Below are 21,627 nucleotides of genomic sequence, written 5' to 3'. Positions count from 1 at the left end.
CATGCAGAAGTTCGCCACCCCCGCCCGCATCACCGCCGTCCTCACCCTCCCCGCCGGCCGCGTCCAGCTCATCGCCGCCGACCGCGCCGACACCACCGTCGAGATCCGCCCCGCCGACCCCACCAAGAGCCGCGACGTGAAAACGGCCGAACAGACCACGGCCGTGTACGACGCCGGCGCGGGCGTCCTGCGGATCGAGGGCCCGGCGCCGAAGTCCCAACTCCTCGGCGGCCAGGGCGCCGTGGAGATCACCGTCCAGCTCCCCGCCGGTTCCCACGTCGAGGCCGGGGCGGGCGCCGCCGAGTTCCGGGGCGTCGGCCGGTTCGGGGACGTCACCTTCGAGGGCGGCTACCGCGAGGTCAAGCTCGACGAGGCGACGAGTGCCCGACTCTCCTCGCACGACGGGGACATCACCGTCGGCCGCCTCACCGGCCCCGCCGAACTCAGCACCCAGCGCGGCACGATCCGTATCGCCGAGGCGGTCCGGGGCGCCCTCACCCTCACCACCCAGCAGGGCGACATCGAGGTCGCCGTCGCGCACGGCACCAGCGCCTCCCTCGACGCCGGCACCACCTACGGCCGTGTCTCCAACTCCCTAAAGAACGACGGCACTTCGACGCTCACCATCACCGCGACCACGGCCCAGGGCGACATCACCGCCCGCAGCCTCTGACCCCCGACAGCGACAAGGAGCCCCCAGACATGACCGATCCCGGCATCACCGAACCGGACACGACCGAACTGGCCATCACCGCAACCGGGTTGCGCAAGGCGTACGGCGACAGGACCGTCCTGGACGGCGTCGACATCGCCGTACCCGAAGGCACCGTCTTCTCCCTCCTCGGTCCGAACGGCGCGGGCAAGACCACCGCCGTGAAGATCCTCTCCACCTTGATCTCGGCGGACGCCGGACAGGCCCGGATCGGCGGTCACGACCTGCGGACGCGGGCCCAGGCGGTACGCCAAGTCATCGGTGTCACCGGGCAGTTCTCCGCCGTCGACGGTCTGATCACCGGCGAGGAGAACATGCTCCTGATGGCGGACCTGCACCACCTCTCCAAGGCGGAGGGCCGCCGGGTCACCGCCGAACTCCTGGCCCGCTTCGACCTCACCGACGCCGCGCACAAGCCCGCGTCCACCTACTCGGGCGGCATGAAGCGGCGTCTCGACATCGCGATGACCCTCGTCGGCGGACCGCGCGTCATCTTCCTGGACGAGCCGACGACCGGACTAGACCCGCGTTCCCGGCACAACATGTGGCAGATCATCCGGGAGTTGGTGACCGACGGCGTCACCGTCTTCCTCACCACGCAGTACCTGGAGGAGGCCGACGAACTCGCCGACCGCATCGCCGTGTTGAACGGCGGGAGGATCGTCGCGGAAGGCACCGCCGAGGAGTTGAAGCGGCTCGCCCCCGGCGGCCACGTCCGGCTCCGGTTCACCGATCCGGCGTCGTACCAGAACGCGGTGGCCGCCTTCGACGGCGCGTCCGGGGACGACGACGCGCTCGTCCTCCAGATCCCGAGCGGCGGCGGTCAGCGCGAACTTCGGTCGCTGCTGGACCGGTTGGACGCGGTCGGCGTCGAGGCCGACGAACTCGCCGTGCACACACCCGACTTGGACGACGTGTTCTTCGCGTTGACCGAGCAGACCACTCTCTCCGGCATCCCCGACCAGCCCAAGGAGTCCACCCGATGAGCGCGCTCTCCCTCGCCGCCCGCGACTGCACCACCATGCTGCGGCGCAACCTCCTGCACGCCCGCCGCTACCCCTCCCTCACCCTCAACCTCCTGCTCACCCCGATCATGCTGTTGCTGCTGTTCGTCTACATCTTCGGCGACACGATGAGCGCGGGCATCGGCGGCGGCGACCGCGCCGACTACATCGCCTACATCGTCCCCGGTCTGCTCCTGATGACGATCGGCAGCACCACGATCGGCACCGCGGTCTCCGTCTCGAACGACATGACCGAGGGCATCATCGCCCGCTTCCGCACGATGGCGATCCACCGCGGCTCGGTGATCGTCGGGCACGTCATCGGCAGCGTTCTCCAGTCCGTGGCAAGCGTGTTGCTCGTCGGGGCCGTCGGGGTGGCGATCGGTTTCCGCTCGACCGACGCGAGTGTCCTGGAGTGGCTCGCCGCGTTCGGCCTGCTGGTGCTCTTCGCCACGGCGCTCACCTGGATCGCCGTCGGCATGGGGCTCGTCAGCCCGAACGCCGAGGCCGCGAGCAACAACGCGATGCCGCTGATCCTGCTGCCGTTGCTGTCCAGCGCGTTCGTGCCGGTGGACACGATGCCGGGCTGGTTCCAGCCGGTCGCCGAGTACCAGCCGTTCACCCCGGCGATCGAGACCCTGCGCGGTCTGCTGCTCGGCACGGAGATCGGCAACAACGGGTGGCTGGCGGTGGGTTGGTGCGTGGGCCTGACGGTCCTCGGCTACCTCTGGTCGACCGCGAAGTTCGACCAGGACCCCAAGTAGGCGCCATGGCAAGGCCGTTCACCTCCGGGCGGCGCACCCCGACAACAGGTCGGCGTGCGCCGCCCGTTGTCCGTCCCGCCGCACAACTCCCCTCGCACCCTGTCCCGACCGGCTCCGCCGCGACCAGGCACACCGAGGCCGCCGCCCCCTCACTCGTCCCACTCGAACAACCCCTCCACCGCCCCCTCCAGCACCCGGAACGCCCGCTCGGCCGCCTCCACCGCCCACCCGCGCACCTCCTCCAGAGGCTCCCCCTCCGCGATCCGCCGCCAGTTCTCCAGCGCGAGAATCCGGCGTACGGCGATGATCTGCCCGGCGGCGAGGCGTGCCGCGATGCCGCCCCCGAGGGCGTCCGTGAGCGCCTCCTCGGAGCGCTCCAGGAACCCGTACAGCCGTGCGACGAGCGCCGGGGTGCCGTACAGCAACGCGTAGTAAGCGCGTACCTGGGGGTGATCGTTCAGGCCGGTGACCGGGTCCTCGGCGTCGAGCCCCGCCAGGAAGTGCCGACGCAGCGCCTCCACCGGCATGATCCCCTGCACGCGGCCGGCGGAGACCACCTCCGCCGCCTCCCGCTCGTGGTCCGCGAGCCGGTGCAGGACGAGGTCCTCCTTCGCCGGGAAGTACCGGAACAGCGTCGGCTTGGAGATCTCCGCCGCGGCGGCCACCTCGGCGACGGACACCTCGTCGAAACCCCGCTCGATGAACATCCGCACCGCGATGTCCGAGACGTCCTGGTACATCCGCTGTTTCTTACGCTCCCGCAAACCGCTCTCGTTCATGGCACGAGCCTACGCACGGGTACGCGGACGGGCCTTCATCCCGCGAGCGCGAGCCCCTCGGCCCCCGAGCGCGAGCCCTCACCCCGTGAGCGCCAGCCCCAGGTACGGATTCGCCGCCCTCGGCACCGGCAGCCCCAGCACGTCCAGCGCCGACTTCAGCGTCTGCCCGTACGAGTCCACCGCGCGCCGCACGTTGGGCGCTTCCAGCGCCTCCCTGCTCACCAGCCGGTCCAGGTCGATGTACGCCGACCGCACGACCTCCAGCCACCGGTACACCCGCCAGTCGTTCTCCCACCCCACCACCCGCTCCGCCCCGAGCCGCTTCTCCCAGCGCCTGAACATCCGTTCCCTGATGGCCTGTTTCGTCGGCGTGAGGTGCATGTGCCGGACCAGGTCGTACAACGGGTCGCCGACGAGCGCCAACTCCCAGTCGATGAGGGTGAATTCGGCGGAGTCCTCACCGCGGACGAGGTTCCAGGGGTTGAGGTCGCCGTGGAGGAGGGAGGGGCGGCGGTGGGTGATCTCGTGACGCCTCAGTAGCCCCTCCAGCCTGGCCGCGTCGGGGAGGCCCGCCTCCTTGGCCAACTGGGCCGACCCTTCGGGGAGTTCCGCGACCAGGTCGACCAGGAACTCGATCAACTGGCCGTAGAAGTCCCGGTCCTCGGCATCCGGGTCCAGCAACGACCAGTCCACCTCCGTCAGCGCGCACAACTGGTCCACCAGCGCGTCCGCCTCGCACGGCCGCAGCCCGTCCACCGGATGCCGGGGCACCCGTTCGGGCTCCGGACCGGCGTACGTGTGGATCGCGAACGGGTCGTCGCGGTAACTCTCCCCCAGCGCGAGTGTCCTGGGCGCCCGCACCGGGACCCGGGACGCGTGGATCGCCCGCAGCACGGCGTGTTCGTACAGCGGACGGCGCTCCCGCCGTCGTACGTCGGGGAGTTCGCGCCGTACGACGACCGGGAAGCCGACGCCGGGCACCTCGACGACGGTGTTGAGGTGGGAGGCGCCCTTGAACACCTGGTCCGCGCCGGCCGCGCCCTCCGCGAGGAGGACGGCCTTGACCTGTTCCGTCCCGAACTCCGGTGTGAGCGGCACCCGTTCGGTGTCCAGCCGCCAGTCGAACGCCTTCGCCAGCCAGTCGCGTCCGTTGACGTCGCCGCCGTGCCGGGCGGCGTGCCAGCGGAAGAGCGCCCGCTCGATCTCCGCGCGACCCGGCAACGCCCGTAGCCTGAGGGGCCGTTCGGCGGCCTGGAGCGCCCGTTCGACCTCCTTCGTCGCCCGGTCGAGGTCGCGTTGAGTGAACGATTTCTCCAGCCAGCGCGCGGCGCGCATCACGTCCGGGTACAGGGACTGCGCCCGCTCGAAGTCCAGGTAGTGCCGCAGGTCCGCGTCGAACCCCGTGACCGCCGCGGGCCGCACCCCCCGCATCGCCGACTCCCAGGACCCGATCACCTCGTCCCACTGGTGCGCCGGGTATTTCATCCGCACGAGATGCGTCGCCAGGTCCTGCAACGGGTCCCCGAACGACGCCAGTTCCCAGTCCACGCTGACCAGGCCGCCGTCCTCCGAGGCGTACGGAAGAATCAGGTTCTCCCTGTGCAGATCGGTGTGCAGCAGGCTGTACGGCCGCCGCGCCATGGCCGGCACGCGTTCGGCGAAGCGGGTCAGGGCGTTCTCGGGGATGCCCAGCGATCCGAACAGCCCCCCGAACGCGGGCCAGTTGGGCGTCCGGACCTGTCGATCCGCCTCCAGCGCGAGGGTCTTGAGGAACACCTGGCTGTCGGAGCCGTGTACGGGCCACCGGTTCGGCAGCGGCGGCAGCACGGGTCTGCGCACCCGGGTCATCTGGGCCAGCAGGCCGGTCAGGGCCGTCACCATCCGGCTGTCCACGGGCTTCCCGTTGCCGCAGACGGTGGAGAGCGGTACGCCCTTCACATAGCTGTGGATGCTGAAGCGTTCGGCGCGCACCAGGCAGGTCGGGGCGTGCGGAAGGTACGGGCCCACGGCCTCCAGGACCGCGCCCTCGTTCTGCCACGTCCGGATCACCACCGGCAGCGCGTCACGCCGCCTCACCCGCACCAGCACGGTCGTCCCGGGCTCCTGCCCGAGCGTCCCCGCCAGGAACTCCGGCAGTTCGTACACGTAGTTGTCGTTGTGATGGCCGCTGGCGACCGGGGCCTTGTTCCTGGCGTCCTCGACGAACGACGACAAGGCGGCGCTGGGCTCGATCACTGACCGCTCCGATGGACTCACGCTGGTGGACAGGCACGTGACCTGGTAACGACACAGTGGTGACAGGGGTGTTTCACCACTCTTGAGGCGTCTGCCTGTTCGACAGCGCGACCGGTGGGCCGTCCGCGCATGCTAACGAACGCTTGTCACAAGGGAGTTAGCGGGCCAGGAGGTCCCACACCGAGTCGAACCACGACTGCCAGCTCTCCACGAAGACGGTACCGACCGAACTGGGGTCGTCATCCTTCACGTAGTGGGTGAGCGTGGCTCCCAGACCCAGGACGTCGAGCGCGTCGACTTCCTCGCCGGAGTCCGGCAGCCTGATCGGGCGTTCGATCACCTCGTACGGGCCCATCAACGCCTGTCCGCCGTTGAGGATGTAGAGCTTGAAGGCCGGGAAGATCGGCGAGTGCCTGACCTCCAGGGAGACCTCCTCCACCAGCCCGCGCCCGCTGAGGTACTCCAACTTGTCTTTCAGGCTGTCGACTTGGGCTTTCGTCATCCGGTGCAGCCGCTCCGTCAGTCGGCCGTCCTGCCGGTCCCCCTTGACCACGGGATAGGGCGGCGGCACGTCCTCCGAAGGCAGCAGCATCCGCAGGCTGATGGTGCGTGGCGAGATCTCACGGGTCTGGATGCGCTCGATCAGCGGCACCAGATGCCCGACGAGGGACTCCGACGTCAAAGTCGATACGTCCAGGGTCACTTCGGGCCACGCGAACGCTTCCTCCAGCAGCGCCCCCAGTGACATCTGGGCCGACACCCCGGGGGTCCCTGAGCGGATGCGCATGGTCTTCACCACCCGCGATCCGCTTCCCTGCCGGGACTGGATCAGCCCTTGACCCGCCAGCTCACGCAGCGCCCGCTGAACGGTGACCCTGGACACCTCCAGCTCTTCGGCCAGGTTGCGCTGCGACGGCAGGAACGCGCCCACGGGGTACGTGCCGTCGGCTATCCGGGCACGCAACTCCTCGGCGACCCGCCGGGACTCCCTGCCGCCAACATCGCCGACCTGTTGCTCACCCACCCTCCGACCGTACCGCCACCACCTCCGAGCCAAACCACTTTCAGTCAAATCACCAGCCCAACCGGCAGGCCAGTTAAGGGATCTCCTCACCAGGGAAAGACCACCTCAAGTCAACCAGTCCAATTGGACTACAAGTTGCGGACTCCACCGGGAGTTGTCTGGAGGTGAACGAACATGCTCCTGTTGTCCACGCTGACGGAATCCCTCAACCTCGCTCTGGGCTTCCTCGCCCAGGCACGGCTGGGCCCGCTCGGCGTCTTCCTGTTGTTCTGCCTGGGAATCGGACTGCGAGCCCGGCACAGCGGGCTCGCAGTCGGTGCCGCGGTGACGCTGGCGGTACTCATGACCCAGGCATGACCAAGGCATGACAGCCCGGCTCGTCTCCCCAGCCGCTCACGCCCGTTTCCTCACCGCCTCCAACACCGGCTCCAGCGAAGAGACCACCGCCTCCGCCCCCTCCCCCCGCAGCAACTCCTCCTTGGACTCGCTGCGCGCGTACCCGAGGAACGGCACCCCGGCCCGCCGGGCGGCCTCCAGGTCGGAGGGCGTGTCACCGATCATCAGGGCGTCCGCGGGCGCCGAACCCATCGCCCGCAGCGCCCTGTTGAGGCAGTACGGGTCGGGTTTGAGGAGCTGGAGATCCCCGGTACGGCCGTAGACGTGCGGGGCGAAGCATCCGGTGAGCCCCCGGCTCGTGAGGTACTTCCCCACCACCCGGGGCGAGTTGTTGGTGGTGATCGCCATCCGCGCCCCGACCGCCACCCACGTACGGATCAGCGGATCGGCGTACGGCGTCGGCCGCGCCGACACCGCGGCGGTCAACTCCTCCTCCGTGAGCCACTCCTCCAGTTCGGTCACCAGATCGCTGCCGGGCCGCCGGCGGTCCACGGCGCGCAGGACGAGGTGCGGGTCGAGGCTGAGCCGCTCCTCCGCGCTCAGCAGATCCCGCAGCCCTCGCTGCTCCAGCCGCTTCACCAGCCCGGCCGCCACCTGGTCCGCGGGATGCCCCGCGAACAGCCCGCACACGGGCCCGTCGAAGTCCCAGAGCACGACCCGGACACGACCGATCAACTCCTCCACTTTCTCGGTCACCCGATCGCCGTCGAATGCCATCCGATCCGTCTGTTTCGTCTCAGAAGTCACTAAGAAAGTGTCAGGTCTGTCGTGATGGTTTCCCAGAGGGCGTCGAACCAGCGCTGCGACTCCTCGACGAACGCGGCGTCGCGCTGCCCGGAACGCTTCTCGAAGGAGAAGAGGAGGGACTCGGTCCCGCGCACGTCCCACATGTCGAGGACGCCGGTGTCGGTGGGCTCCTCGTACCGGCCGACCATGTAGTAAGCCATCAGCGCCTCCTCGCCGTTGAGCAGATACAGCTTCACCGGCGGAGTGAACGGCAGTGCCCGGAAAGCGATACGGACGTCGATGCCTTGGGAGCGCAGGGCCTGGAGGTTGTAACGGAGCACGTTCCCCTGGGCGTTGCGCATGTCGAGCCACCGCTTGTGCACGGGGTCCGCCTCCTCGGCGTCGCCCGCCTGCACCGGGAAGGCCAGGTTGATCCTGCTCGACGGCAACATGATCCGCACATCGATCCGCTCAGGCCGCAACACCCCCGCATGGATGAGCCGGAGCGGCTCCCCCAGAGCCGGGATGAGGCTCTCGTTCGTGAGGCAGGCCGCGTCGATGCGGACGTGGGAGGAGTGGAACGCCTCGACCAGCCGGGGCGCGAGCGCGACCATCGTCGGCTGGGGCTCCTCGACCGCGCCGCCCGGGACCTCGGCGATCCGCGGCGGACTCCCCTTGCTGACGTTCGTCAGCAGCCCGTCCTCCTGCAACGACCGCAGCGCCTGCCGGACGGCCCCCCGCTCGACCCCGAACTCGTCGGCCAGTTCGGCCTGGGTGGGGAGGCGGTCACCCGCCTTGAGGTCCCCGACCCTGATCCGCTCACGCAGACTGTCGGCGATCTCCTGGGGCGAGAGCCTTCTGTCGGCGTCCACTGCCACCTTCCCCTGGTCGTCACGGTCGCACGCTACAACTCTGATCCATCTTAAGGCAGTTGCCGACAACTTGTTTGAGGGTTGGAGCCAAGTGGGGACAACTCTAGTGAAGTTGGTTGCCAACTTGGTCAAGTTGGCAGACTCCTGGCACATCCCACACCGCACATCACAAGGAAGAGGTGAGCCCCATGCCCGTCGCCCTCGTCACCGCCGCCCTCGAACAGGCCGTCCAGTGGAGATACGGCACGGCGGGCGCCGTCGCCATGCTGCTGATCAGCGTCGGGATCAAGGCCCGCATCCCGACCCTGACATCGATAGGCGCGGTCATGCTGGCCGTACTGCTCTCCGGCCCGGCGGTCAGCTCGTGAGCCCCGCCCCCGACACCGCCCCCGCCACCACCCCCGTCAGCTCGTGAGCTGAAGCCGCGAACTGATCGTCCCCCACAACGCGTCGAACCACAGCCGCGACTGCTCCACGAACATCGTGTCCCGCGCCCCGGCCCCCCGCCCGAACGCGAACAGCATCGACTGCGTGCCCTCGGCGTCGTACGTCTCCACCCGCTCGTCGTTGATCAGCTGCTCGCGGCGGCGCAACGTGTAGTAGGCGAAGAGGGCTTCGTCCTCGTTGAGCAGGTACAGCTTCACCGGCGGGGTGAACGGCAGTGCACGGAAGTCGACTTGGACGTCGATCCCGTGCGTCTGCCGCAGCGCGAGGAGGTTGTGCTTGAGGACCTGCCCCTGCGCGTTGCGGTGCAGCAGCCAGTGTTCCCGCAGCCGGCCCGACGCCGAACTGTCCAGCGGGGCAGGGAAGGCGAGCGGGATGTCGCGCGACGGCAGCAGCACCCGCACCTCGACCTTGGCCGGATTCATACGCCCCGCGTGGATGTGCCGGAGGGGTTCGCCCATGGCAAGTGTGAGCGAGACGGCGGTCAGACAGAGCGCGTCGATCCGGACGTGCTCGGCCTCGAACGCCTCTGCGATCCGCGGCGCGAGCGCGACGGTCGTCGGCTGCGGCGGCGCCGAAGGACCGCTCACGAGGAGGCCAACTCCCAGGTCGGAGGCGACAGTTGCCGGAGCACCCTTGGTCATGTTGGTCAGCAGGTGCTCCGCCTGGAGGATGCGCAGGGCCTGCCGTACGGCACCCCGCTCCACCCCGAACTCGTCGGCCAACCGGGCCTGTGTGGGCATGCGTTCACCGGGCCGCAGCACGCCGGACCTGATCCGGGTGCGCAGTTCGTCGGCCACCTCGCGGTGTGACTTCTGTGGCCGATGTGGCCTTTTCCGTCCATTGACGGAGGCGGGTTCCGGCTCCACGTCAAAACAGTACAACTTCCCGCCATCTTTAGGCAGTTCCCCGGGAGATGGTTATGAGACGCTTCCAAGCGGACATAAGCAAAGTGAAGTTGGCTGCCAACTTCACAAGACATGGTCAACATGGTCAAACTTTCAGATGGTTGGTCGGGCTCCCTTCCGGAGGGGAGCCGGGAGCCCGCAGATACGGCGGCCCTGGCCGCAGAAGCACAGCCACAACCGCATACGAGGCACCACCGCACAGCCACAACCGAACATCGCGAGCACAGCCACAACTTCACACGCCACAGCTACGGATGAGTTACGCCGTCAGAAGTACGACCGCAGGACGACCAGTGAGCGGAAAGGAGCACAGCCGCCCCTCCTCGGGGCAGCACCCTTGAGGGGCCGTCCCCTGAGGGAGCACCTCCCTTAGGGGCCGACCCCTGGGGGACTCGACTCAGAACATGTCCGGGCACCATGGCCGCCCGGACGTACGCAGCAGGGCGTCGGCCTCGCGCACGGCGCCCGCTCGTACCTCCCGCACCCGGCCCAGCGCCGCCAGCCGCGCCACCGACTCGTCGCCGAGCCACAGCGACGCCAGGTCGGTCACGTCCAGCGCGAGGTCGGCGCCCCGGGTGCTCCTGGTGCAGCTCGCGCCCTTCGGCGACGCCGCCAGCAGGAACCGGCCCCCGGCGAGCCCGGCCGGGTCGTCCACCTCCAGGACCAGCTCGCCCTCGACGTCGTACGTACGCGCCTCCAGGGCCCGTTCGACGTCCAGGAGCCGCACCCACAGCCAGTCCGAGAGGGTCTTGACGCGCGCGGCGCGGGGGTCCGGGAGGAGGCGGGGGAGCAGGTCGTCGGGGCCGCGCTGGCCCGACTCGACGGTGACGACCCAGTCGATCGAGCACAGGAAGTGCCACAGCGCGCGCTGCGCCTCGGGGGACGTCCCGATCAGCCACTTCACGGTCAGCGTGTTCGCCGCCTGCCCGCCCCCGCTCCAGGCGTCGTCCACGCTGTACGCCGCCAGCCCCTCGACCTCCCCGGCCGGCGACCGGTACGCCACGAACGCCGGCATCGGCCGCTCACCCTCATACACCCGTAGTACTCCGGTCCAGACGTCCCACCATGCCTGGGTACGACTCACCGCGCCCGGCTGCCCGCGCCGCACCCGCTCGTGCAGCTCGGGCCCGGCCGTCCGCACGAACTCCGGCTCCACCAGCTCCACCCGCCCCCCGCACTCGGGCGCGGCCCACCGGGGGTCGAGCCCCGTACGGGGTACGTCGACGCTCCACTCGGCGACGGAGGTGGCGGGCCCGAACCCGTACCTCCCGTAGATCGCGTACTCGGCGGCGATGAGGGTGGCGACGACGTCCCCCCGCTCCTTGGCGGCGGCGAGGTCCTCCCGCATCAGCCGCGTCAGCACCCCGCGCCGCCGGTGCGTGGGCAGCACCGCCACGTTGGAGATCGCGTCGGCGGCCACGACACCCCCGCCCGGCACGGTCAGCTCCTGCGCGAACGACCGGTACGTCGCGACGATCCGCTCCCCCTCGAACGCCCCGTACACCCGGGCCCCCGCGTCCGCCACCCGCCGCCCCGCCACCTGCTCCTCGGAGACCACCGAGGACTGGAGGAACCCCGTCTTGAGCGCCCGCAGCCAGGCATGCCGCTCGTCGTCACGGATGAACCGGATGTCAATGCCGTCGTTGCTCATACCCCCACGCTAAACACGCCCCCCAGCCGCCTCCAACGATTTCCCGGCGCCGCGCCCGCCACGGCGCCCCGCCCGCACCCGCACCCGCACCCGAGACCTGCTCCCCCGCCGGCGCCCCGCCCGCACCCGGGCCCGGCTCCCCCTCCCACCCCCTCAGACCAGCAGGTCGTCCACCTGGGCCTCCCCCTCCCGATACCTGCGGGTGATCTCCCCACCGCACTCGTCGGCCGCCCGCTGCAACCCCTGCCGCCGCCGCGAGACCTCCTGCTCGTACCGCTCCAGCCGCCCCATCGCCTCGCTCAGCTCCCCGTCCGTACGGGCCGCGAGGTCCGACAGCTCCACCTCGCCCAGCATCTCGGCGGCGAGCTTGCGGTACTCCTCACCCTGAGGGGTACTCAGGGTGACGTGCCGTGCGGACAGCCGGTACCGCGCCGGCCCGTCCGCGAGGATCTCGGACAGCCGCTCCACCACACCCCCTACTACGGCGGTACCCCGGCAGGCCAGCTCCGCCCGGAGGATGTCGATCCGCCCCTGCAACAGCCGCCGCACGTAACTGAGATCGGCCTCGTCCCGCAGCGCGTCCCGCCGCAGGTCGCGCAGCTCGACCAGGCTGAGCCGGGACAGGTCGTACCCCTCATACCGCGTACCCGATGTACCGAGTGTGCTCATCCGCCTCAAACCGTCCCCTCGACCGTCCCCTCGACCGGGCGTGTGGGAAGCATGGTGCCACCCCAAGTGGCCGCTATGTGACCGAGTGCCCCCGAACGGCCCCAGATGGGGGCTTTCCGCCCCCGCTTTCACCCTCGTCCGCCACGCCCGGCATGATGGGCGCATGCGAGCTGTGGTGCAGAGAGCGGACGGCGCGAGCGTGGTCGTCGAGGGTGAGACGGTCGGCGCGTTCGAGGGCGAGGGCCTGTGCGTCCTCGTGGGCGTGACCCACGACGACACGAAGGAGAAGGCGGCCCAACTGGCCAGGAAACTCTGGTCGATTCGCATGCTGGCGGACGAGAGGTCGTGCAGCGACATCGCCGCCCCGCTCCTCGTCATCAGCCAGTTCACCCTCTACGGCGACGCCCGCAAGGGCCGCCGCCCCACCTGGAACGCCGCCGCCCCCGGCACCGTCGCCGAACCCCTCGTCGAGGCCGTGGTATCGGAACTGCGTGCGCTGGGGGCAACGGTGACGACGGGCCGCTTCGGGGCCCAGATGAGGGTGACCCTGACGAACGACGGGCCGTTCACGGTACTGATCGAGATCTGACCCCGGTGAACGACCACGGGGACGACCACGGGGACGACTTCTAGGGCTCGACGACGACTTCCTGAGCCGCGGCCGTGTTCTCCCCCACCACCAGCCCCGCGTCCACCGCCACGTTCCGCTTCACCAACGCCAGTGCGATGGGCCCGAGTTCATGGTGCCGGGCGGACGTCGTGACGAACCCGATCTTGCGCCCCTCGGCGCCCTCGGAGGCGACCCGCACCTCGGCCCCGCGCCCCGGCAGCTGCACCTCGCTCCCGTCGAGGTGGAGGAAGACGAGCCGACGGGGAGGCTTGCCGAGGTTCTGGACGCGGGCGACGGTCTCCTGCCCCCGGTAGCACCCCTTCTGGAGATGGACGGCGCTCCCGATCCACCCCAGCTCGTGCGGGATGGTCCGGTGGTCGGTCTCGAAGCCGACCCGGGGCCGATGCCCCTCGACCCGCAGCGCCTCGTACGCGAGGAGCCCGGCGGCGTCCCCGACCCGTGCGGCGAACGCCTCCAGCTCGCCCCGGGGCAGGAACAGATCCCTCCCGTAGGGGACCTCCCGTACGACCACGGAGCCAGGGACCTCGGCGACGGACCCGGCGGGGAGGTGGACGACGGCGAAGTCGTCGGTGCGGTCGGCGACCTCGACGCGGTAGAAGAACTTCATGGACTCCAGGTAGGCGATCAGCGCCTCCTGGGACCCCGGCTCGACATGCGCCCAGACGGTCGCCCCGTCGTCGACGAGGTACAGCGCGTGTTCGATGTGCCCGTTGGCGGAGAGGATCAGCGCCTCGGTGGCGACCCCGGTGGGCAGCTCGCTGACGTGCTGCGTGAGCAGCAGATGCAGCCAGGCCAGCCGGTCGTCCCCCGTGACGGCGACGACGCCCCGGTGCGAGAGATCGACGAACCCCCGCCCGTCGGCGAGCGCCCGTTGCTCCCGGAACAGCTCCCCGTAGTGGGCGGCGACACCGTCGTCCACCCCTTCGGCGGAGACGGCGCCGGGCAAGGACAGCAAGGGACTCTTCATACCCACAACCCTACGACGCGGTAATTGACCCTTACACCTTCACCGGACGACCCCGACACCGACGCCGGCCGACCTCGACCTCGACGCCGGCCCCGACCCCGGCCTACGCCTTCGCGGTGCACTCCTTGCAGCGCCCGAAGATCGCGAAGTGCTTCATGTCGGTCTCGAACCCGAACTTCTCGCGCAGGGCGTCGGTGAACACGGAGGCCACCGCCACATCCGCCTCGATCACCCGGTCGCAGTCCCGGCACACCAGATGCAGATGATGATGCCGGTCGGCGAGATGGTAGGTCGGCGCCCCATGCCCCAGATGCGCATGGCTGACCAGCCCCAACTCCTCCAACAGCTCCAGCGTCCGGTAGACCGTGGAAATGTTGACCCCCGACGCCGTCTTCCTCACTTCCACGAGGATGTCGTCGGGGGTCGCATGCTCCAGCGTGTCCACGGCTTCCAGCACAAGCTGCCGCTGCGGCGTCAGCCGATACCCACGCTGCCTGAGGTCGCTCTTCCAGTCGGTGCTCACCACACTGGAGAGTCTAGGACTACTTGAAGAAAGCGATCCCGTCGTCCGGCATGTCCTGCGGGAGTGCCTTCGCCCAGCGGGCCACCTCTTCGGGGGTGACGACCTTCTTGAGGTGGGCGGACATGTAGGGGCGCAGCTCGACCTCGGGGGTCTGCTTCTCGCCGACCCACATGAGGTCGCTCTTGACATACCCGTACAACCGCTTGCCACCGGTGTAGGGGGCAGACGCCGCGGTGCGGGCGACCGCGTCGGTGACGAGGTCGATCTGCGGCTGCTTGGCCGCCAGCTCGCCGTACCAGATCTCTACGACGCCGTCGTCACGGACCATCGTGACCTCGACCTTGCGCTCGGCGTCGATCCGCCAGAAGCCGTGCTCGGACTCCAGGGGGCGGACCTTGTTGCCGTCGTTGTCCAGTACCCAGGTATGAGAGGTGTACTCCAGGAAGTCGCGCCCGTCCTGGGTGAAGCCGACCTCCTGCCCGAAGTTGCACTTCTCCGAGCCGGGGAATTCGTGGACGCCGGCGCCGGCCCACTGGCCGAGCAGGAAGGCGAGCGGCAGTAGGTCCTTGTGCAGGTCGGACGGGATCTCGATCATCAGGCTTCCTGGTCGTACGGGGCTTACGGGGTCAGCGCTGGCCCTGGTACAGCTTCTTCACGGTCAGCCCGGCGAACGCGAGCACGCCGACGCAGACCAGGACGAGGAGAGCTTCGAAGAAGACTTCAAGCACGGGGTGCTCCTAGAGGCGCGATTCAGGTACACAAGGCCGGACCCCAGCTTACGCCGCCGGGGTCGGGGCCACTCATCGGGCCGGGGTCCCGGCGCCCGGCGGCAGATCCGCGAGCGCGGCTTCCAGAAGGTGGACGATCTCGCCATTGACCGACCTGTGGTCTCGCTTCGCCTGTGCAGCGAGGCGGTCGTGAAGTTCGACGGGGAGCCGGACGGTGATGCGTTTCTCTTCATCCATGCCGCCAATGTAGTTGCCAGAGCACAGACAGTTGACATATGTTTGACGTCATGAAGACGTCTAACGAGCGCCTGAAGGACGCCGGGTACGCCCGGTACACCTACCGGCTGCGCGTGTCGTCGACCGCCCACAGAGCGCTCATGGCCGAGTGGGATCGGTGTCGTTGGGTCTGGAACGAGTGCGTGGCACGGTCGAAGAAGGCCCACTCCGAGCGCGAGACATGTGGTCCCGCGAAGCTGGACAGGATGCTGACAGAGGCCCGCGCCCTCACTCCGTGGCTGGCTGAAGGGTCGGCCATCGCTCAGCAGCAGACCATCAGGGACTTCGGCAAGTCCCGCGCGAAAGCGATGAAGGACATCAAGGACCGACTCCCCCCGTATCGCCGGGCCGGAATGCCCCGGCACAGGAAGAAGCGCGACGCTCTACCTACCTTGAACTACACCCGGCGCGGGTTCCGCCTGAAGAACAGACGCCTGCACCTCGCCGGGAACATCGCGCTGACCGTGGTGTGGTCGAGGGACCTTCCCGCTACCCCGTCCAGCGTGCGGGTGCACCAGGACGCCTTGGGTCACTGGTACTGCTCGTTCGTCGTACTCGCCGAGGTACGGCCTTTCCCTGAAACAGGTGCGGTGATCGGGGTCGACTGGGGTGTACGGGAGACCGCGACCACCACCTCGGACGCCTACGACCTTCCTCATCCGCAGCACGGAAGAAAAGCACGGACGAAGCTGGCGAGGTACGACCGGATGATGGCCCGCCGCAAACCCGCCGAAGGGCAGTCGGCTTCCAAGGGATACCGCGAGGCGAAGAAGCTACGAGCGAAGACGTACCGGAAGATCGCCCGGCAGCGGCAGGACACGGCCCGCAAGTGGGCCAAGCGCGTCGTACGCGATCATGACGCCGTTGCTGTCGAGGACTTCCGCCCGAAGTTCCTCGCGAAGACGACCATGGCCAGGAAAGCGGCTGACGCAGCCATCGGTGCCACCAAGTCGGCGCTGCTGGAGATGGGACGTAAGCACGGGAGGGACGTCCACCTCGTCAACCCCGCGCACACCACGATGGACTGCGCGTCGTGCGGAGCGAGAACCAAGCACGCACTTCCGCTGTCGGAACGCACCTACACCTGCACCGCGTGCGGAGCCTCGTCCCCCAGGGACAAGAACTCCGCCCGCGTGATGCTCGTCCGGGCTGGTCTGACCCCGGCTGGTGCCGAGGGTGTAAGACCTCTGGGAGCGCCGCTCCCGGAGGCAGCCTGAGCCAGGAATCCCTTCCGCGAGGAAAGGGGAGCAGTCAAGACTTGATACCGACGAGGAAGGCACCCCAGGAGTCGGCGCCGAAGAGGAGCGAGCCCTGGGCAGGGTCCTTGCTGTCCCGTACGGGGACGAGGGAGGGGATGCTGTCGGAGATTTCGAGGCACTCGCCGCCGGTCGTGCTGCTGTAACTGCTCTTACGCCACGAGACACTGCTCAGGTCGATGGCTCGCACGGCAATTCCTCCAGCAGACGCGTGATGAACCTTCGCGACTCGGCGGGGCTCAGCGCCAAGTCACGTACGGCATCATAGGCGTGATTAAGCGCCACAACGGTGCTGGTTTCTTCGATCACTTCGCCCCGTACCTCGTTCTCCGTGTAGGCGACGAGCTTCTCTCCGGGGAGTTGCAGAAACACCACGGAAGTGTTCATCAAGCCGTGGTGGCCAGCGTCGAACGGCAACACTTGGAGCGTGACGTTGGGCCGCTCCGACACCTCCAGCAAGTCCAGTAACTGTTCACGCCAGGCCGGATCGTCCCTCAGCCGATTCCGCAGCACCGCCTCCGAGAGCACTCCGCGGTACAGCAGACCGTTCTCCGGCTCCAGCAGTTCCCGCCGCCTGAGTCTGGCCTCGACCTGTTGCTCCAACTCCTCCTCGTCGAACACCCCACTCGCTGCGAGCGACTCGCGCATGTACGCACGCGTCTGAAGCATCCCCGGCAGCGTGGTCGGGGAGTACTGCCACAGCGCGAGCGCCTTCTCCTCGATCTGCATGTACGGCCGGTACTCCGCGCGGTACTGGTTCTTGTCGGCGACCGCCAACTCCCACAGGATCAGCAGCTTGTCCCCGGTCCCGTAGTAGAAGTCGAGATCCCGGACGACATCCGGCCCGCCCAGCAGAATCCCGTTCTCCATCCTGCTGAGCAGGGACTGATTCCAGCCCACGTCATCCGCCAACTTCCTTAGCGAGACACCCTTCTGCTCCCGTGCCCGCTTCAGCTCCTCGGCGAATCGCTCTCTGGGTCCCCCACTCCGCCCAGTAACCGTCCTCCTGGCTGGCATCGCCCTCCGACCCCCTGCTGCCGATGAAAGAACCCGCGTTGCCTTTGCGCCTGTCCGGGGTGCGGAGGCGTCCCCCTAGGGGTCATCCTCGTACTACCCAGGAATGCGCAGAGTAGTACAACAACCGCATTCCGTACAGATGTTGGGCGAAAGGATGCAAACCCCATGGAACCCGGAACCCTCCTCTACGACCCCACGACCGACAAGGTGGGGGAGTTCCAGGCCCGCGACGGCAAGTACGCGATGCTCCGCCCCGTCGGCGGCGGCATCGAGTGGCCGGCCGACCCCGACACCCTCCGACCCCCCACCGACACCGAACGCATCGGCGCCGGCGTGAAGGCGGCGAACGAGCAGGCGGCCCGCAAGTACCCCCGGCTGGAGCCGGCCGTGGACATCACGACCGTGCCCGCGCCGGTCCCGAACTGCGCGAGCTGCGCGGACCTGATCGCCCTCGCCAAGTCGGCCGTGGAGGAACGGGACTTGAGCGCGCAGGTGGACGCGAGGGTCCTGATGAGGCAGCACCACGCACAGGCACACCCCGTGCAGGCGCAACCCACGCAGGCGCACCCCGCATGATCCCTCGCCCTGAGCCGGGTCAGATCACCGAGGTCACCCCGGCGTACGCGGTCCCCCCGCCCGCGCTGCCGTGGCCGCCGGTTCGCGAACTCACCGTCGTACAGGAGAAGTTGCCGAAGAGAACGCCGGCCCGCGGCCGGAGGGTGCGACGCAGAACGACCCGGCTGCTGCGGGACGACGCGTTCTGGAGCGGCGTCCTGACGGCGATCAGTGTCGCCACGCTGGTGATCGTGGTCGCGGCGACGACGGCCTGACCCGGCACTACGCTTCACGGCATGTCCAAGAAGCTAGTGATCAAGGTGACCGCGGGCGCCGACGCCCCCGAACGCTGCTCCCAGGCTTTCACCGTGGCCTCGGTGGCGGTCGCGAGCGGGGTGGACGTGTCGTTGTGGCTCACCGGCGAGTCCGCGTGGTTCGCCCTTCCGGGCCGGGCGGCGGAGTTCGAACTCCCCCACGCGGCCCCCCTCCCGGACCTCCTCGACACGATCCTCTCCACCGGCAAGGTCACGCTGTGCACGCAGTGCGCGGCACGCCGGGACATCACGGAGAAGGACGTGATCGAGGGGGTCCGGATCGCCGGCGCGCAGGTGTTCGTGCAGGAGGCGCTGGGGGACGGGGTACAGGCGCTCGTGTACTGAGGGTGTAACAGGCGCGTCTCAGGCGTGAGTTGAGGGGAACGCGGGTCGGCCGGGGTCGCTCATCACAGGCGTAACCGGCCCGTCCGTACCGAAGTTGGGGAAGAAGTCGATGCGCGTTCAGAAGCTCACCATCGCCGCCATTGCCGTCGCCGCCGGTCTGTCGCTGACCGCCTGCGGCTCCGGTGACAGCTCGGCCAAGAGCGACCCGTCGCCGTCCGCCTCCAACTCCGCTGCGACGACGGGTGGTTCGGGTACGGCCGGCTCGACGCCCAGCGCGACGAGCGGCGGTTCGACGAGCGGCGGCTCCGGCTCCAACGCCTCGGCGACGAGCGGCGGTTCCGGTTCCGGCGGCTCCGCCTCCGGGGGTTCCACCGGCTCGACCACCGGCGGTTCCAGCTCCAACTCCGGTTCCAAGAGCGGCCGTTGTGGCACCGACTCGCTGAGAATCACGGCGTCGGACGTCACGATCACGGGTGACGCCGAGAACACGGTCGCCGTGACGCTGAAGAACATCAGCGGCAAGTCCTGCACGATCTCGGGTTACGCGGGTGCCGACCTGAAGACGAACTCCGGGACGATCTCGGCGAAGCGCAACGGCCAGGGAACCGTCAGCGCGACCCTCAAGAGCGGCGAGTCGACCTACTTCCCGATCACCTACCCGCGCAACGACACCGGCGGCTCCGGCGTCCGCATCACCGGTCTCCTCGTCACCGCGCCGAACGACACCCGCACCGTCTCCCTCGCCTGGCCGGGCAGCCCCTCCCTCCCCGTCACCGAGGGCGGCGGCACCCCGGTCCAGGTCGGCCCCATCGGCAGCATCGGCCAGGGCGGCTGAACCCACCCACCGGGGTTCACCCGTTCGGCGGGGCGCCGCTCCCCCTCCGTTCCCCTACGTTCGGGCCACCGACCGATTCATCAGCCGAAGGTCGACATGGACGGCGAGATCGACACGGCCGAGCAGCCGATGAACCAGGCCGCGCTCAACTGCCGGGTCCGCCAGCCCGGTTGACCGGGCAGAGACGGAGGTACCGCGTGGCGGAGAGAAGCGGCGAGCCGCGTCCGGGCACACTGGCCGAGGGCCTGCCGACTGCGGGAACCCTGTTCGCCGCGCTCTACGGCGAGCAGGCCCGGCACTCTTGGCACGACCCCGAGAACGACCCCTACCAGCTCTTTCACCAGCGCTCGCTCGCCATGGGGTGGCTGGACGCGCTGTGGGGGATGAACGACGCCGGCTCCACCCACGCGCGCGCCGCCGCCGGAGACCCGGAACTGATCGCGTGGTTCCAGGTGGAGGCGGCCGTGGCGAGTGGCGAACGCCCTTTGCCGGTCGGCCCGTTCCTGGTGTGTGCGGGGAGTGTGGTGGACCGGATCGGGGCGGCGGACGTCTCCGTCGTCCAGCTCCTGCTCCCGCTCGGGTCGATCGACGTCGCCTCCCGGCCCGGGTACGCGGCGGTGCCGTCGATGCGGACCCGGGAGTGGTTCGCGGCGGGTGATCCGCGGGCGCGGACGCCGGTGGAGGTGACCGTCGGCAGCGGCCGGGACGAGGTGATCGGCGAGCTGCCGCGCCATCTCGCCGAACGCCCGAAAGCCTCTCCTGGTGACGGTCGCCCGTACCACCTGAGAACTACCCCGTCACGCCTGAGAGCTACGGGCGCCGCTTCTTCCCGTCCAGCTCGTCCCACCACTCGTCGGACTTGGGGTCGCCGGACGGGTCGTCCCACCAGCGGTCCTCGGGCCCCCTCCGGTTCGCGACGATCGCCGCGAGCGGGGGGATGACCATGGCCACTACACACATGCCGACGGCCACCGGCATCGACCAGATCCGTACCACGCTCCAGGCGAGGACGAAGAGGCCGATGCAGGTGGCCATCATGGCGAAGTACACGTGCCGCCGCCGTGCGTACATACCTCCAGCGTAGGCCCGTGCAGGGGTCACGCGCCCAGGTAGACCGGGGCCTTCTGCTTCTGGCCGTAGACGTAGCCGCTGAGGGTCCCGTTACTGGTCAGAACGACGATCGTGGCGTCGTCCTGGAGTACTACGGGTCGTGCGGGGACGTAGACGACGGGGAAGGTGCCGTGGCTGGTGGTGCCCTGGGCCCCGTACCCCTTGTTCTTGTCGTGGACGAGCTTCACCTTGACGCCGTTGACCAGCTTGTACCGCCCCAGCTTGGCCTTCGGCCCGGCGACGCCGGTCCAGGTGAGGGTCTCCCCGGAGGAGATGAGGACGAACGTGCGGTTGCCGACGACCGCCGCGCCGGAGCGGACGTTCGCGTCGACGAAGGACACAAGCTTGTTGTCCTTGAAGACGCGGGCCTGGTAGTGCTGGCCGGCGACCTTGAAGATCTGCGCGCGCTGGCGGGCGTCGAGCTTCTGCGTGCGCACCAGCTTGCCCTTCTGCGTGCAGCTCGCGGTCAGCGCCGGGAACGCGACCGACTTCCACGGCGTCGACCCGCCCTGGCTGCGCTGCTGGAAGACCGGCTTCGCGCTCAGCACGCCGTTGATCCTGAGGCCGACGGAGAGGTTCGAGGGCTTGCTCTGGTCGACGCGGGCCACGAAGCGGCCCTTGTTGTCGACGAGCGTCGCCGACGCACCGTTGTCGGCGCTGCTGACGAGCTTCACCTTGAACCCGCCACCGTACGCCGACCCGACGGTGGCCGTACCGACGCAGTTGGCCGCTTCGGTCTTGGTGGTGGCGTTGGCGGTGGTGATGGTGCCGACCCCGACCCCCGTGAGGGCGAGGGCGGCGACGGCTGCGCGAAGCGCGATACGCATGAGAACTCCCGGCACGTTTTCTGTTGTCAAGCGGCCCCTGTGACCTGCGAGAACAACGT

Annotated in this window: 27 protein-coding genes; 11 read left to right on the top strand and 16 right to left on the bottom strand. The window is 69.1% G+C overall.

Annotated elements, in window-relative coordinates; genetic code table 11:
- The first annotated feature begins 1 nt into the window (after position 1).
- The 3 genes from ABZX85_RS37585 to ABZX85_RS37575 are packed head-to-tail and all read left to right on the top strand — an operon-like array spanning position 2 to position 2,480.
- Entirely contained in the window at positions 2 to 673 is a 672-nt protein-coding gene (locus ABZX85_RS37585; RefSeq protein ID WP_355879276.1) for a DUF4097 family beta strand repeat-containing protein, read from the top strand.
- Positions 674 to 702: 29 nt separating this feature from the next.
- Positions 703 to 1,698 (top strand): ATP-binding cassette domain-containing protein, encoded by a 996-nt coding sequence (locus tag ABZX85_RS37580; protein ID WP_355879273.1) that lies wholly within the window; start codon positions 703 to 705, stop codon positions 1,696 to 1,698.
- Positions 1,695 to 2,480: an ABC transporter permease gene (locus ABZX85_RS37575; protein ID WP_355879270.1), complete on the top strand. Its 786-nt coding sequence runs from the start codon at positions 1,695 to 1,697 to the stop codon at positions 2,478 to 2,480. The genes ABZX85_RS37580 and ABZX85_RS37575 overlap by 4 nt, the downstream gene beginning before the upstream one ends.
- Positions 2,481 to 2,629: 149 nt before the next feature.
- Here the strand turns inward: ABZX85_RS37575 and ABZX85_RS37570 are convergent, their stop codons facing one another.
- The 3 genes from ABZX85_RS37570 to ABZX85_RS37560 form a co-directional block, all read right to left on the bottom strand.
- Positions 2,630 to 3,259, bottom strand: coding sequence for a TetR family transcriptional regulator (locus ABZX85_RS37570; protein ID WP_355879267.1), 630 nt, complete (start codon positions 3,257 to 3,259; stop codon positions 2,630 to 2,632).
- Between the two features lie 78 nt (positions 3,260 to 3,337).
- A complete protein-coding gene (locus tag ABZX85_RS37565; RefSeq protein WP_355879264.1) occupies positions 3,338 to 5,494 on the bottom strand; it encodes a phosphotransferase in 2,157 nt (718 codons plus the stop codon).
- Between the two features lie 157 nt (positions 5,495 to 5,651).
- Positions 5,652 to 6,518, bottom strand: a complete 867-nt coding sequence (locus ABZX85_RS37560; RefSeq protein ID WP_355879261.1) for a winged helix-turn-helix domain-containing protein — start codon at positions 6,516 to 6,518, stop codon at positions 5,652 to 5,654.
- A gap of 174 nt (positions 6,519 to 6,692) precedes the next feature.
- Between ABZX85_RS37560 and ABZX85_RS37555 the strand changes: the two genes are divergently transcribed.
- Positions 6,693 to 6,875, top strand: a complete 183-nt coding sequence (locus ABZX85_RS37555) for a hypothetical protein (RefSeq protein ID WP_355879259.1) — start codon at positions 6,693 to 6,695, stop codon at positions 6,873 to 6,875.
- A 36-nt stretch (positions 6,876 to 6,911) separates the two neighbouring features.
- Here the strand turns inward: ABZX85_RS37555 and ABZX85_RS37550 are convergent, their stop codons facing one another.
- Positions 6,912 to 7,631: an HAD family hydrolase gene (locus ABZX85_RS37550; RefSeq protein ID WP_355879256.1), complete on the bottom strand. Its 720-nt coding sequence runs from the start codon at positions 7,629 to 7,631 to the stop codon at positions 6,912 to 6,914.
- Between the two features lie 29 nt (positions 7,632 to 7,660).
- Complete coding sequence (locus ABZX85_RS37545) at positions 7,661 to 8,512, bottom strand: GntR family transcriptional regulator (protein ID WP_355879253.1); 852 nt, start codon at positions 8,510 to 8,512, stop codon at positions 7,661 to 7,663.
- 188 nt (positions 8,513 to 8,700) lie between these two features.
- On the opposite strand from ABZX85_RS37545, the gene ABZX85_RS37540 reads away from it, so the two are divergent.
- Entirely contained in the window at positions 8,701 to 8,880 is a 180-nt protein-coding gene (locus ABZX85_RS37540) for a hypothetical protein (RefSeq protein ID WP_355879250.1), read from the top strand.
- Between the two features lie 36 nt (positions 8,881 to 8,916).
- Here the strand turns inward: ABZX85_RS37540 and ABZX85_RS37535 are convergent, their stop codons facing one another.
- The 3 genes from ABZX85_RS37535 to ABZX85_RS37525 form a co-directional block, all read right to left on the bottom strand.
- The gene (locus ABZX85_RS37535) at positions 8,917 to 9,840 is read right to left on the bottom strand and encodes a GntR family transcriptional regulator (protein WP_355879247.1); all 924 of its coding nucleotides are present in this window, start codon (positions 9,838 to 9,840) and stop codon (positions 8,917 to 8,919) included.
- A gap of 421 nt (positions 9,841 to 10,261) precedes the next feature.
- On the bottom strand, positions 10,262 to 11,515 hold the full coding sequence (locus ABZX85_RS37530) for a GNAT family N-acetyltransferase (protein ID WP_355879244.1): 1,254 nt from the start codon (positions 11,513 to 11,515) through the stop codon (positions 10,262 to 10,264).
- A gap of 153 nt (positions 11,516 to 11,668) precedes the next feature.
- Positions 11,669 to 12,184: an ABC transporter substrate-binding protein gene (locus tag ABZX85_RS37525; protein ID WP_355879241.1), complete on the bottom strand. Its 516-nt coding sequence runs from the start codon at positions 12,182 to 12,184 to the stop codon at positions 11,669 to 11,671.
- A 163-nt stretch (positions 12,185 to 12,347) separates the two neighbouring features.
- Between ABZX85_RS37525 and dtd the strand changes: the two genes are divergently transcribed.
- Positions 12,348 to 12,773 carry a D-aminoacyl-tRNA deacylase gene (dtd, locus tag ABZX85_RS37520; RefSeq protein WP_355879238.1) on the top strand — a complete coding sequence of 142 codons (426 nt, stop codon included), beginning with the start codon at positions 12,348 to 12,350 and terminating at the stop codon, positions 12,771 to 12,773.
- A 40-nt stretch (positions 12,774 to 12,813) separates the two neighbouring features.
- Here dtd and ABZX85_RS37515 read toward each other — a convergent pair whose 3' ends face one another.
- The 4 genes from ABZX85_RS37515 to ABZX85_RS37500 all read right to left on the bottom strand — a co-directional run bounded on the left by ABZX85_RS37515 (position 12,814) and on the right by ABZX85_RS37500 (position 15,270).
- Positions 12,814 to 13,782, bottom strand: a complete 969-nt coding sequence (locus tag ABZX85_RS37515; RefSeq protein ID WP_355879235.1) for a folate-binding protein — start codon at positions 13,780 to 13,782, stop codon at positions 12,814 to 12,816.
- Between the two features lie 103 nt (positions 13,783 to 13,885).
- A complete protein-coding gene (locus ABZX85_RS37510) occupies positions 13,886 to 14,308 on the bottom strand; it encodes a transcriptional repressor (RefSeq protein ID WP_355879232.1) in 423 nt (140 codons plus the stop codon).
- A 16-nt stretch (positions 14,309 to 14,324) separates the two neighbouring features.
- The gene (locus ABZX85_RS37505; protein ID WP_355879229.1) at positions 14,325 to 14,900 is read right to left on the bottom strand and encodes an FABP family protein; all 576 of its coding nucleotides are present in this window, start codon (positions 14,898 to 14,900) and stop codon (positions 14,325 to 14,327) included.
- Between the two features lie 205 nt (positions 14,901 to 15,105).
- Positions 15,106 to 15,270, bottom strand: coding sequence for an Arc family DNA-binding protein (locus ABZX85_RS37500; protein WP_355879227.1), 165 nt, complete (start codon positions 15,268 to 15,270; stop codon positions 15,106 to 15,108).
- Between the two features lie 50 nt (positions 15,271 to 15,320).
- Here ABZX85_RS37500 and ABZX85_RS37495 point away from each other — a divergent pair, with 50 nt between their 5' ends.
- Positions 15,321 to 16,526, top strand: a complete 1,206-nt coding sequence (locus ABZX85_RS37495; protein ID WP_355879224.1) for a transposase — start codon at positions 15,321 to 15,323, stop codon at positions 16,524 to 16,526.
- A 34-nt stretch (positions 16,527 to 16,560) separates the two neighbouring features.
- On the opposite strand, the gene ABZX85_RS37490 is transcribed toward ABZX85_RS37495, so the two are convergent.
- Both ABZX85_RS37490 and ABZX85_RS37485 read right to left on the bottom strand, forming a co-directional pair.
- Entirely contained in the window at positions 16,561 to 16,755 is a 195-nt protein-coding gene (locus ABZX85_RS37490; protein WP_355879221.1) for a DUF397 domain-containing protein, read from the bottom strand.
- Positions 16,737 to 17,582 carry a helix-turn-helix transcriptional regulator gene (locus ABZX85_RS37485; protein WP_355879218.1) on the bottom strand — a complete coding sequence of 282 codons (846 nt, stop codon included), beginning with the start codon at positions 17,580 to 17,582 and terminating at the stop codon, positions 16,737 to 16,739. The genes ABZX85_RS37490 and ABZX85_RS37485 overlap by 19 nt, the downstream gene beginning before the upstream one ends.
- Positions 17,583 to 17,747: 165 nt before the next feature.
- Between ABZX85_RS37485 and ABZX85_RS37480 the strand changes: the two genes are divergently transcribed.
- The 4 genes from ABZX85_RS37480 (at position 17,748) to ABZX85_RS37465 (ending at position 19,631) form a co-directional block, all read left to right on the top strand.
- A complete protein-coding gene (locus ABZX85_RS37480; RefSeq protein ID WP_355879215.1) occupies positions 17,748 to 18,158 on the top strand; it encodes a hypothetical protein in 411 nt (136 codons plus the stop codon).
- On the top strand, positions 18,155 to 18,412 hold the full coding sequence (locus ABZX85_RS37475; RefSeq protein WP_355879213.1) for a hypothetical protein: 258 nt from the start codon (positions 18,155 to 18,157) through the stop codon (positions 18,410 to 18,412). The genes ABZX85_RS37480 and ABZX85_RS37475 overlap by 4 nt, the downstream gene beginning before the upstream one ends.
- A gap of 21 nt (positions 18,413 to 18,433) precedes the next feature.
- Positions 18,434 to 18,796 carry a DsrE family protein gene (locus ABZX85_RS37470; protein ID WP_355879210.1) on the top strand — a complete coding sequence of 121 codons (363 nt, stop codon included), beginning with the start codon at positions 18,434 to 18,436 and terminating at the stop codon, positions 18,794 to 18,796.
- A gap of 109 nt (positions 18,797 to 18,905) precedes the next feature.
- Positions 18,906 to 19,631: a DUF4232 domain-containing protein gene (locus ABZX85_RS37465; protein WP_355879207.1), complete on the top strand. Its 726-nt coding sequence runs from the start codon at positions 18,906 to 18,908 to the stop codon at positions 19,629 to 19,631.
- 810 nt (positions 19,632 to 20,441) lie between these two features.
- On the opposite strand, the gene ABZX85_RS37460 is transcribed toward ABZX85_RS37465, so the two are convergent.
- The gene (locus tag ABZX85_RS37460; RefSeq protein WP_355879204.1) at positions 20,442 to 20,702 is read right to left on the bottom strand and encodes a DUF3099 domain-containing protein; all 261 of its coding nucleotides are present in this window, start codon (positions 20,700 to 20,702) and stop codon (positions 20,442 to 20,444) included.
- 26 nt (positions 20,703 to 20,728) lie between these two features.
- Positions 20,729 to 21,568, bottom strand: a complete 840-nt coding sequence (locus ABZX85_RS37455) for a hypothetical protein (protein WP_355879201.1) — start codon at positions 21,566 to 21,568, stop codon at positions 20,729 to 20,731.
- Positions 21,569 to 21,627: the final 59 nt, after the last annotated feature.

Origin of the sequence: Streptomyces sp. NPDC004539, assembly GCF_040610055.1 — a bacterium.
GTDB lineage: Bacteria > Actinomycetota > Actinomycetes > Streptomycetales > Streptomycetaceae > Streptomyces.
Note: the sequence above shows the minus strand (reverse complement) of the source record. Positions and strands in the feature narration are given on the sequence as shown.

Bases quoted from the DNA above. Each gene is read 5' to 3' on its own strand.
- ABZX85_RS37500 (WP_355879227.1), bottom strand. From the start codon at position 15,270: ATGGATGAAGAGAAACGCATCACCGTCCGGCTCCCCGTCGAACTTCAC.
- ABZX85_RS37555 (WP_355879259.1), top strand. From the start codon at position 6,693: ATGCTCCTGTTGTCCACGCTGACGGAATCCCTCAACCTCGCTCTGGGC.
- ABZX85_RS37475 (WP_355879213.1), top strand. From the start codon at position 18,155: ATGATCCCTCGCCCTGAGCCGGGTCAGATCACCGAGGTCACCCCGGCG.
- ABZX85_RS37460 (WP_355879204.1), bottom strand. From the start codon at position 20,702: ATGTACGCACGGCGGCGGCACGTGTACTTCGCCATGATGGCCACCTGC.
- ABZX85_RS37515 (WP_355879235.1), bottom strand. From the start codon at position 13,782: ATGAAGAGTCCCTTGCTGTCCTTGCCCGGCGCCGTCTCCGCCGAAGGG.
- ABZX85_RS37525 (WP_355879241.1), bottom strand. From the start codon at position 12,184: ATGAGCACACTCGGTACATCGGGTACGCGGTATGAGGGGTACGACCTG.
- ABZX85_RS37470 (WP_355879210.1), top strand. From the start codon at position 18,434: ATGTCCAAGAAGCTAGTGATCAAGGTGACCGCGGGCGCCGACGCCCCC.
- dtd (WP_355879238.1), top strand. From the start codon at position 12,348: ATGCGAGCTGTGGTGCAGAGAGCGGACGGCGCGAGCGTGGTCGTCGAG.
- ABZX85_RS37465 (WP_355879207.1), top strand. From the start codon at position 18,906: ATGCGCGTTCAGAAGCTCACCATCGCCGCCATTGCCGTCGCCGCCGGT.
- ABZX85_RS37485 (WP_355879218.1), bottom strand. From the start codon at position 17,582: ATGCCAGCCAGGAGGACGGTTACTGGGCGGAGTGGGGGACCCAGAGAG.
- ABZX85_RS37575 (WP_355879270.1), top strand. From the start codon at position 1,695: ATGAGCGCGCTCTCCCTCGCCGCCCGCGACTGCACCACCATGCTGCGG.
- ABZX85_RS37480 (WP_355879215.1), top strand. From the start codon at position 17,748: ATGGAACCCGGAACCCTCCTCTACGACCCCACGACCGACAAGGTGGGG.
- ABZX85_RS37550 (WP_355879256.1), bottom strand. From the start codon at position 7,631: ATGGCATTCGACGGCGATCGGGTGACCGAGAAAGTGGAGGAGTTGATC.
- ABZX85_RS37570 (WP_355879267.1), bottom strand. From the start codon at position 3,259: ATGAACGAGAGCGGTTTGCGGGAGCGTAAGAAACAGCGGATGTACCAG.
- ABZX85_RS37530 (WP_355879244.1), bottom strand. From the start codon at position 11,515: ATGAGCAACGACGGCATTGACATCCGGTTCATCCGTGACGACGAGCGG.
- ABZX85_RS37495 (WP_355879224.1), top strand. From the start codon at position 15,321: ATGAAGACGTCTAACGAGCGCCTGAAGGACGCCGGGTACGCCCGGTAC.
- ABZX85_RS37580 (WP_355879273.1), top strand. From the start codon at position 703: ATGACCGATCCCGGCATCACCGAACCGGACACGACCGAACTGGCCATC.
- ABZX85_RS37505 (WP_355879229.1), bottom strand. From the start codon at position 14,900: ATGATCGAGATCCCGTCCGACCTGCACAAGGACCTACTGCCGCTCGCC.
- ABZX85_RS37585 (WP_355879276.1), top strand. From the start codon at position 2: ATGCAGAAGTTCGCCACCCCCGCCCGCATCACCGCCGTCCTCACCCTC.
- ABZX85_RS37540 (WP_355879250.1), top strand. From the start codon at position 8,701: ATGCCCGTCGCCCTCGTCACCGCCGCCCTCGAACAGGCCGTCCAGTGG.
- ABZX85_RS37455 (WP_355879201.1), bottom strand. From the start codon at position 21,568: ATGCGTATCGCGCTTCGCGCAGCCGTCGCCGCCCTCGCCCTCACGGGG.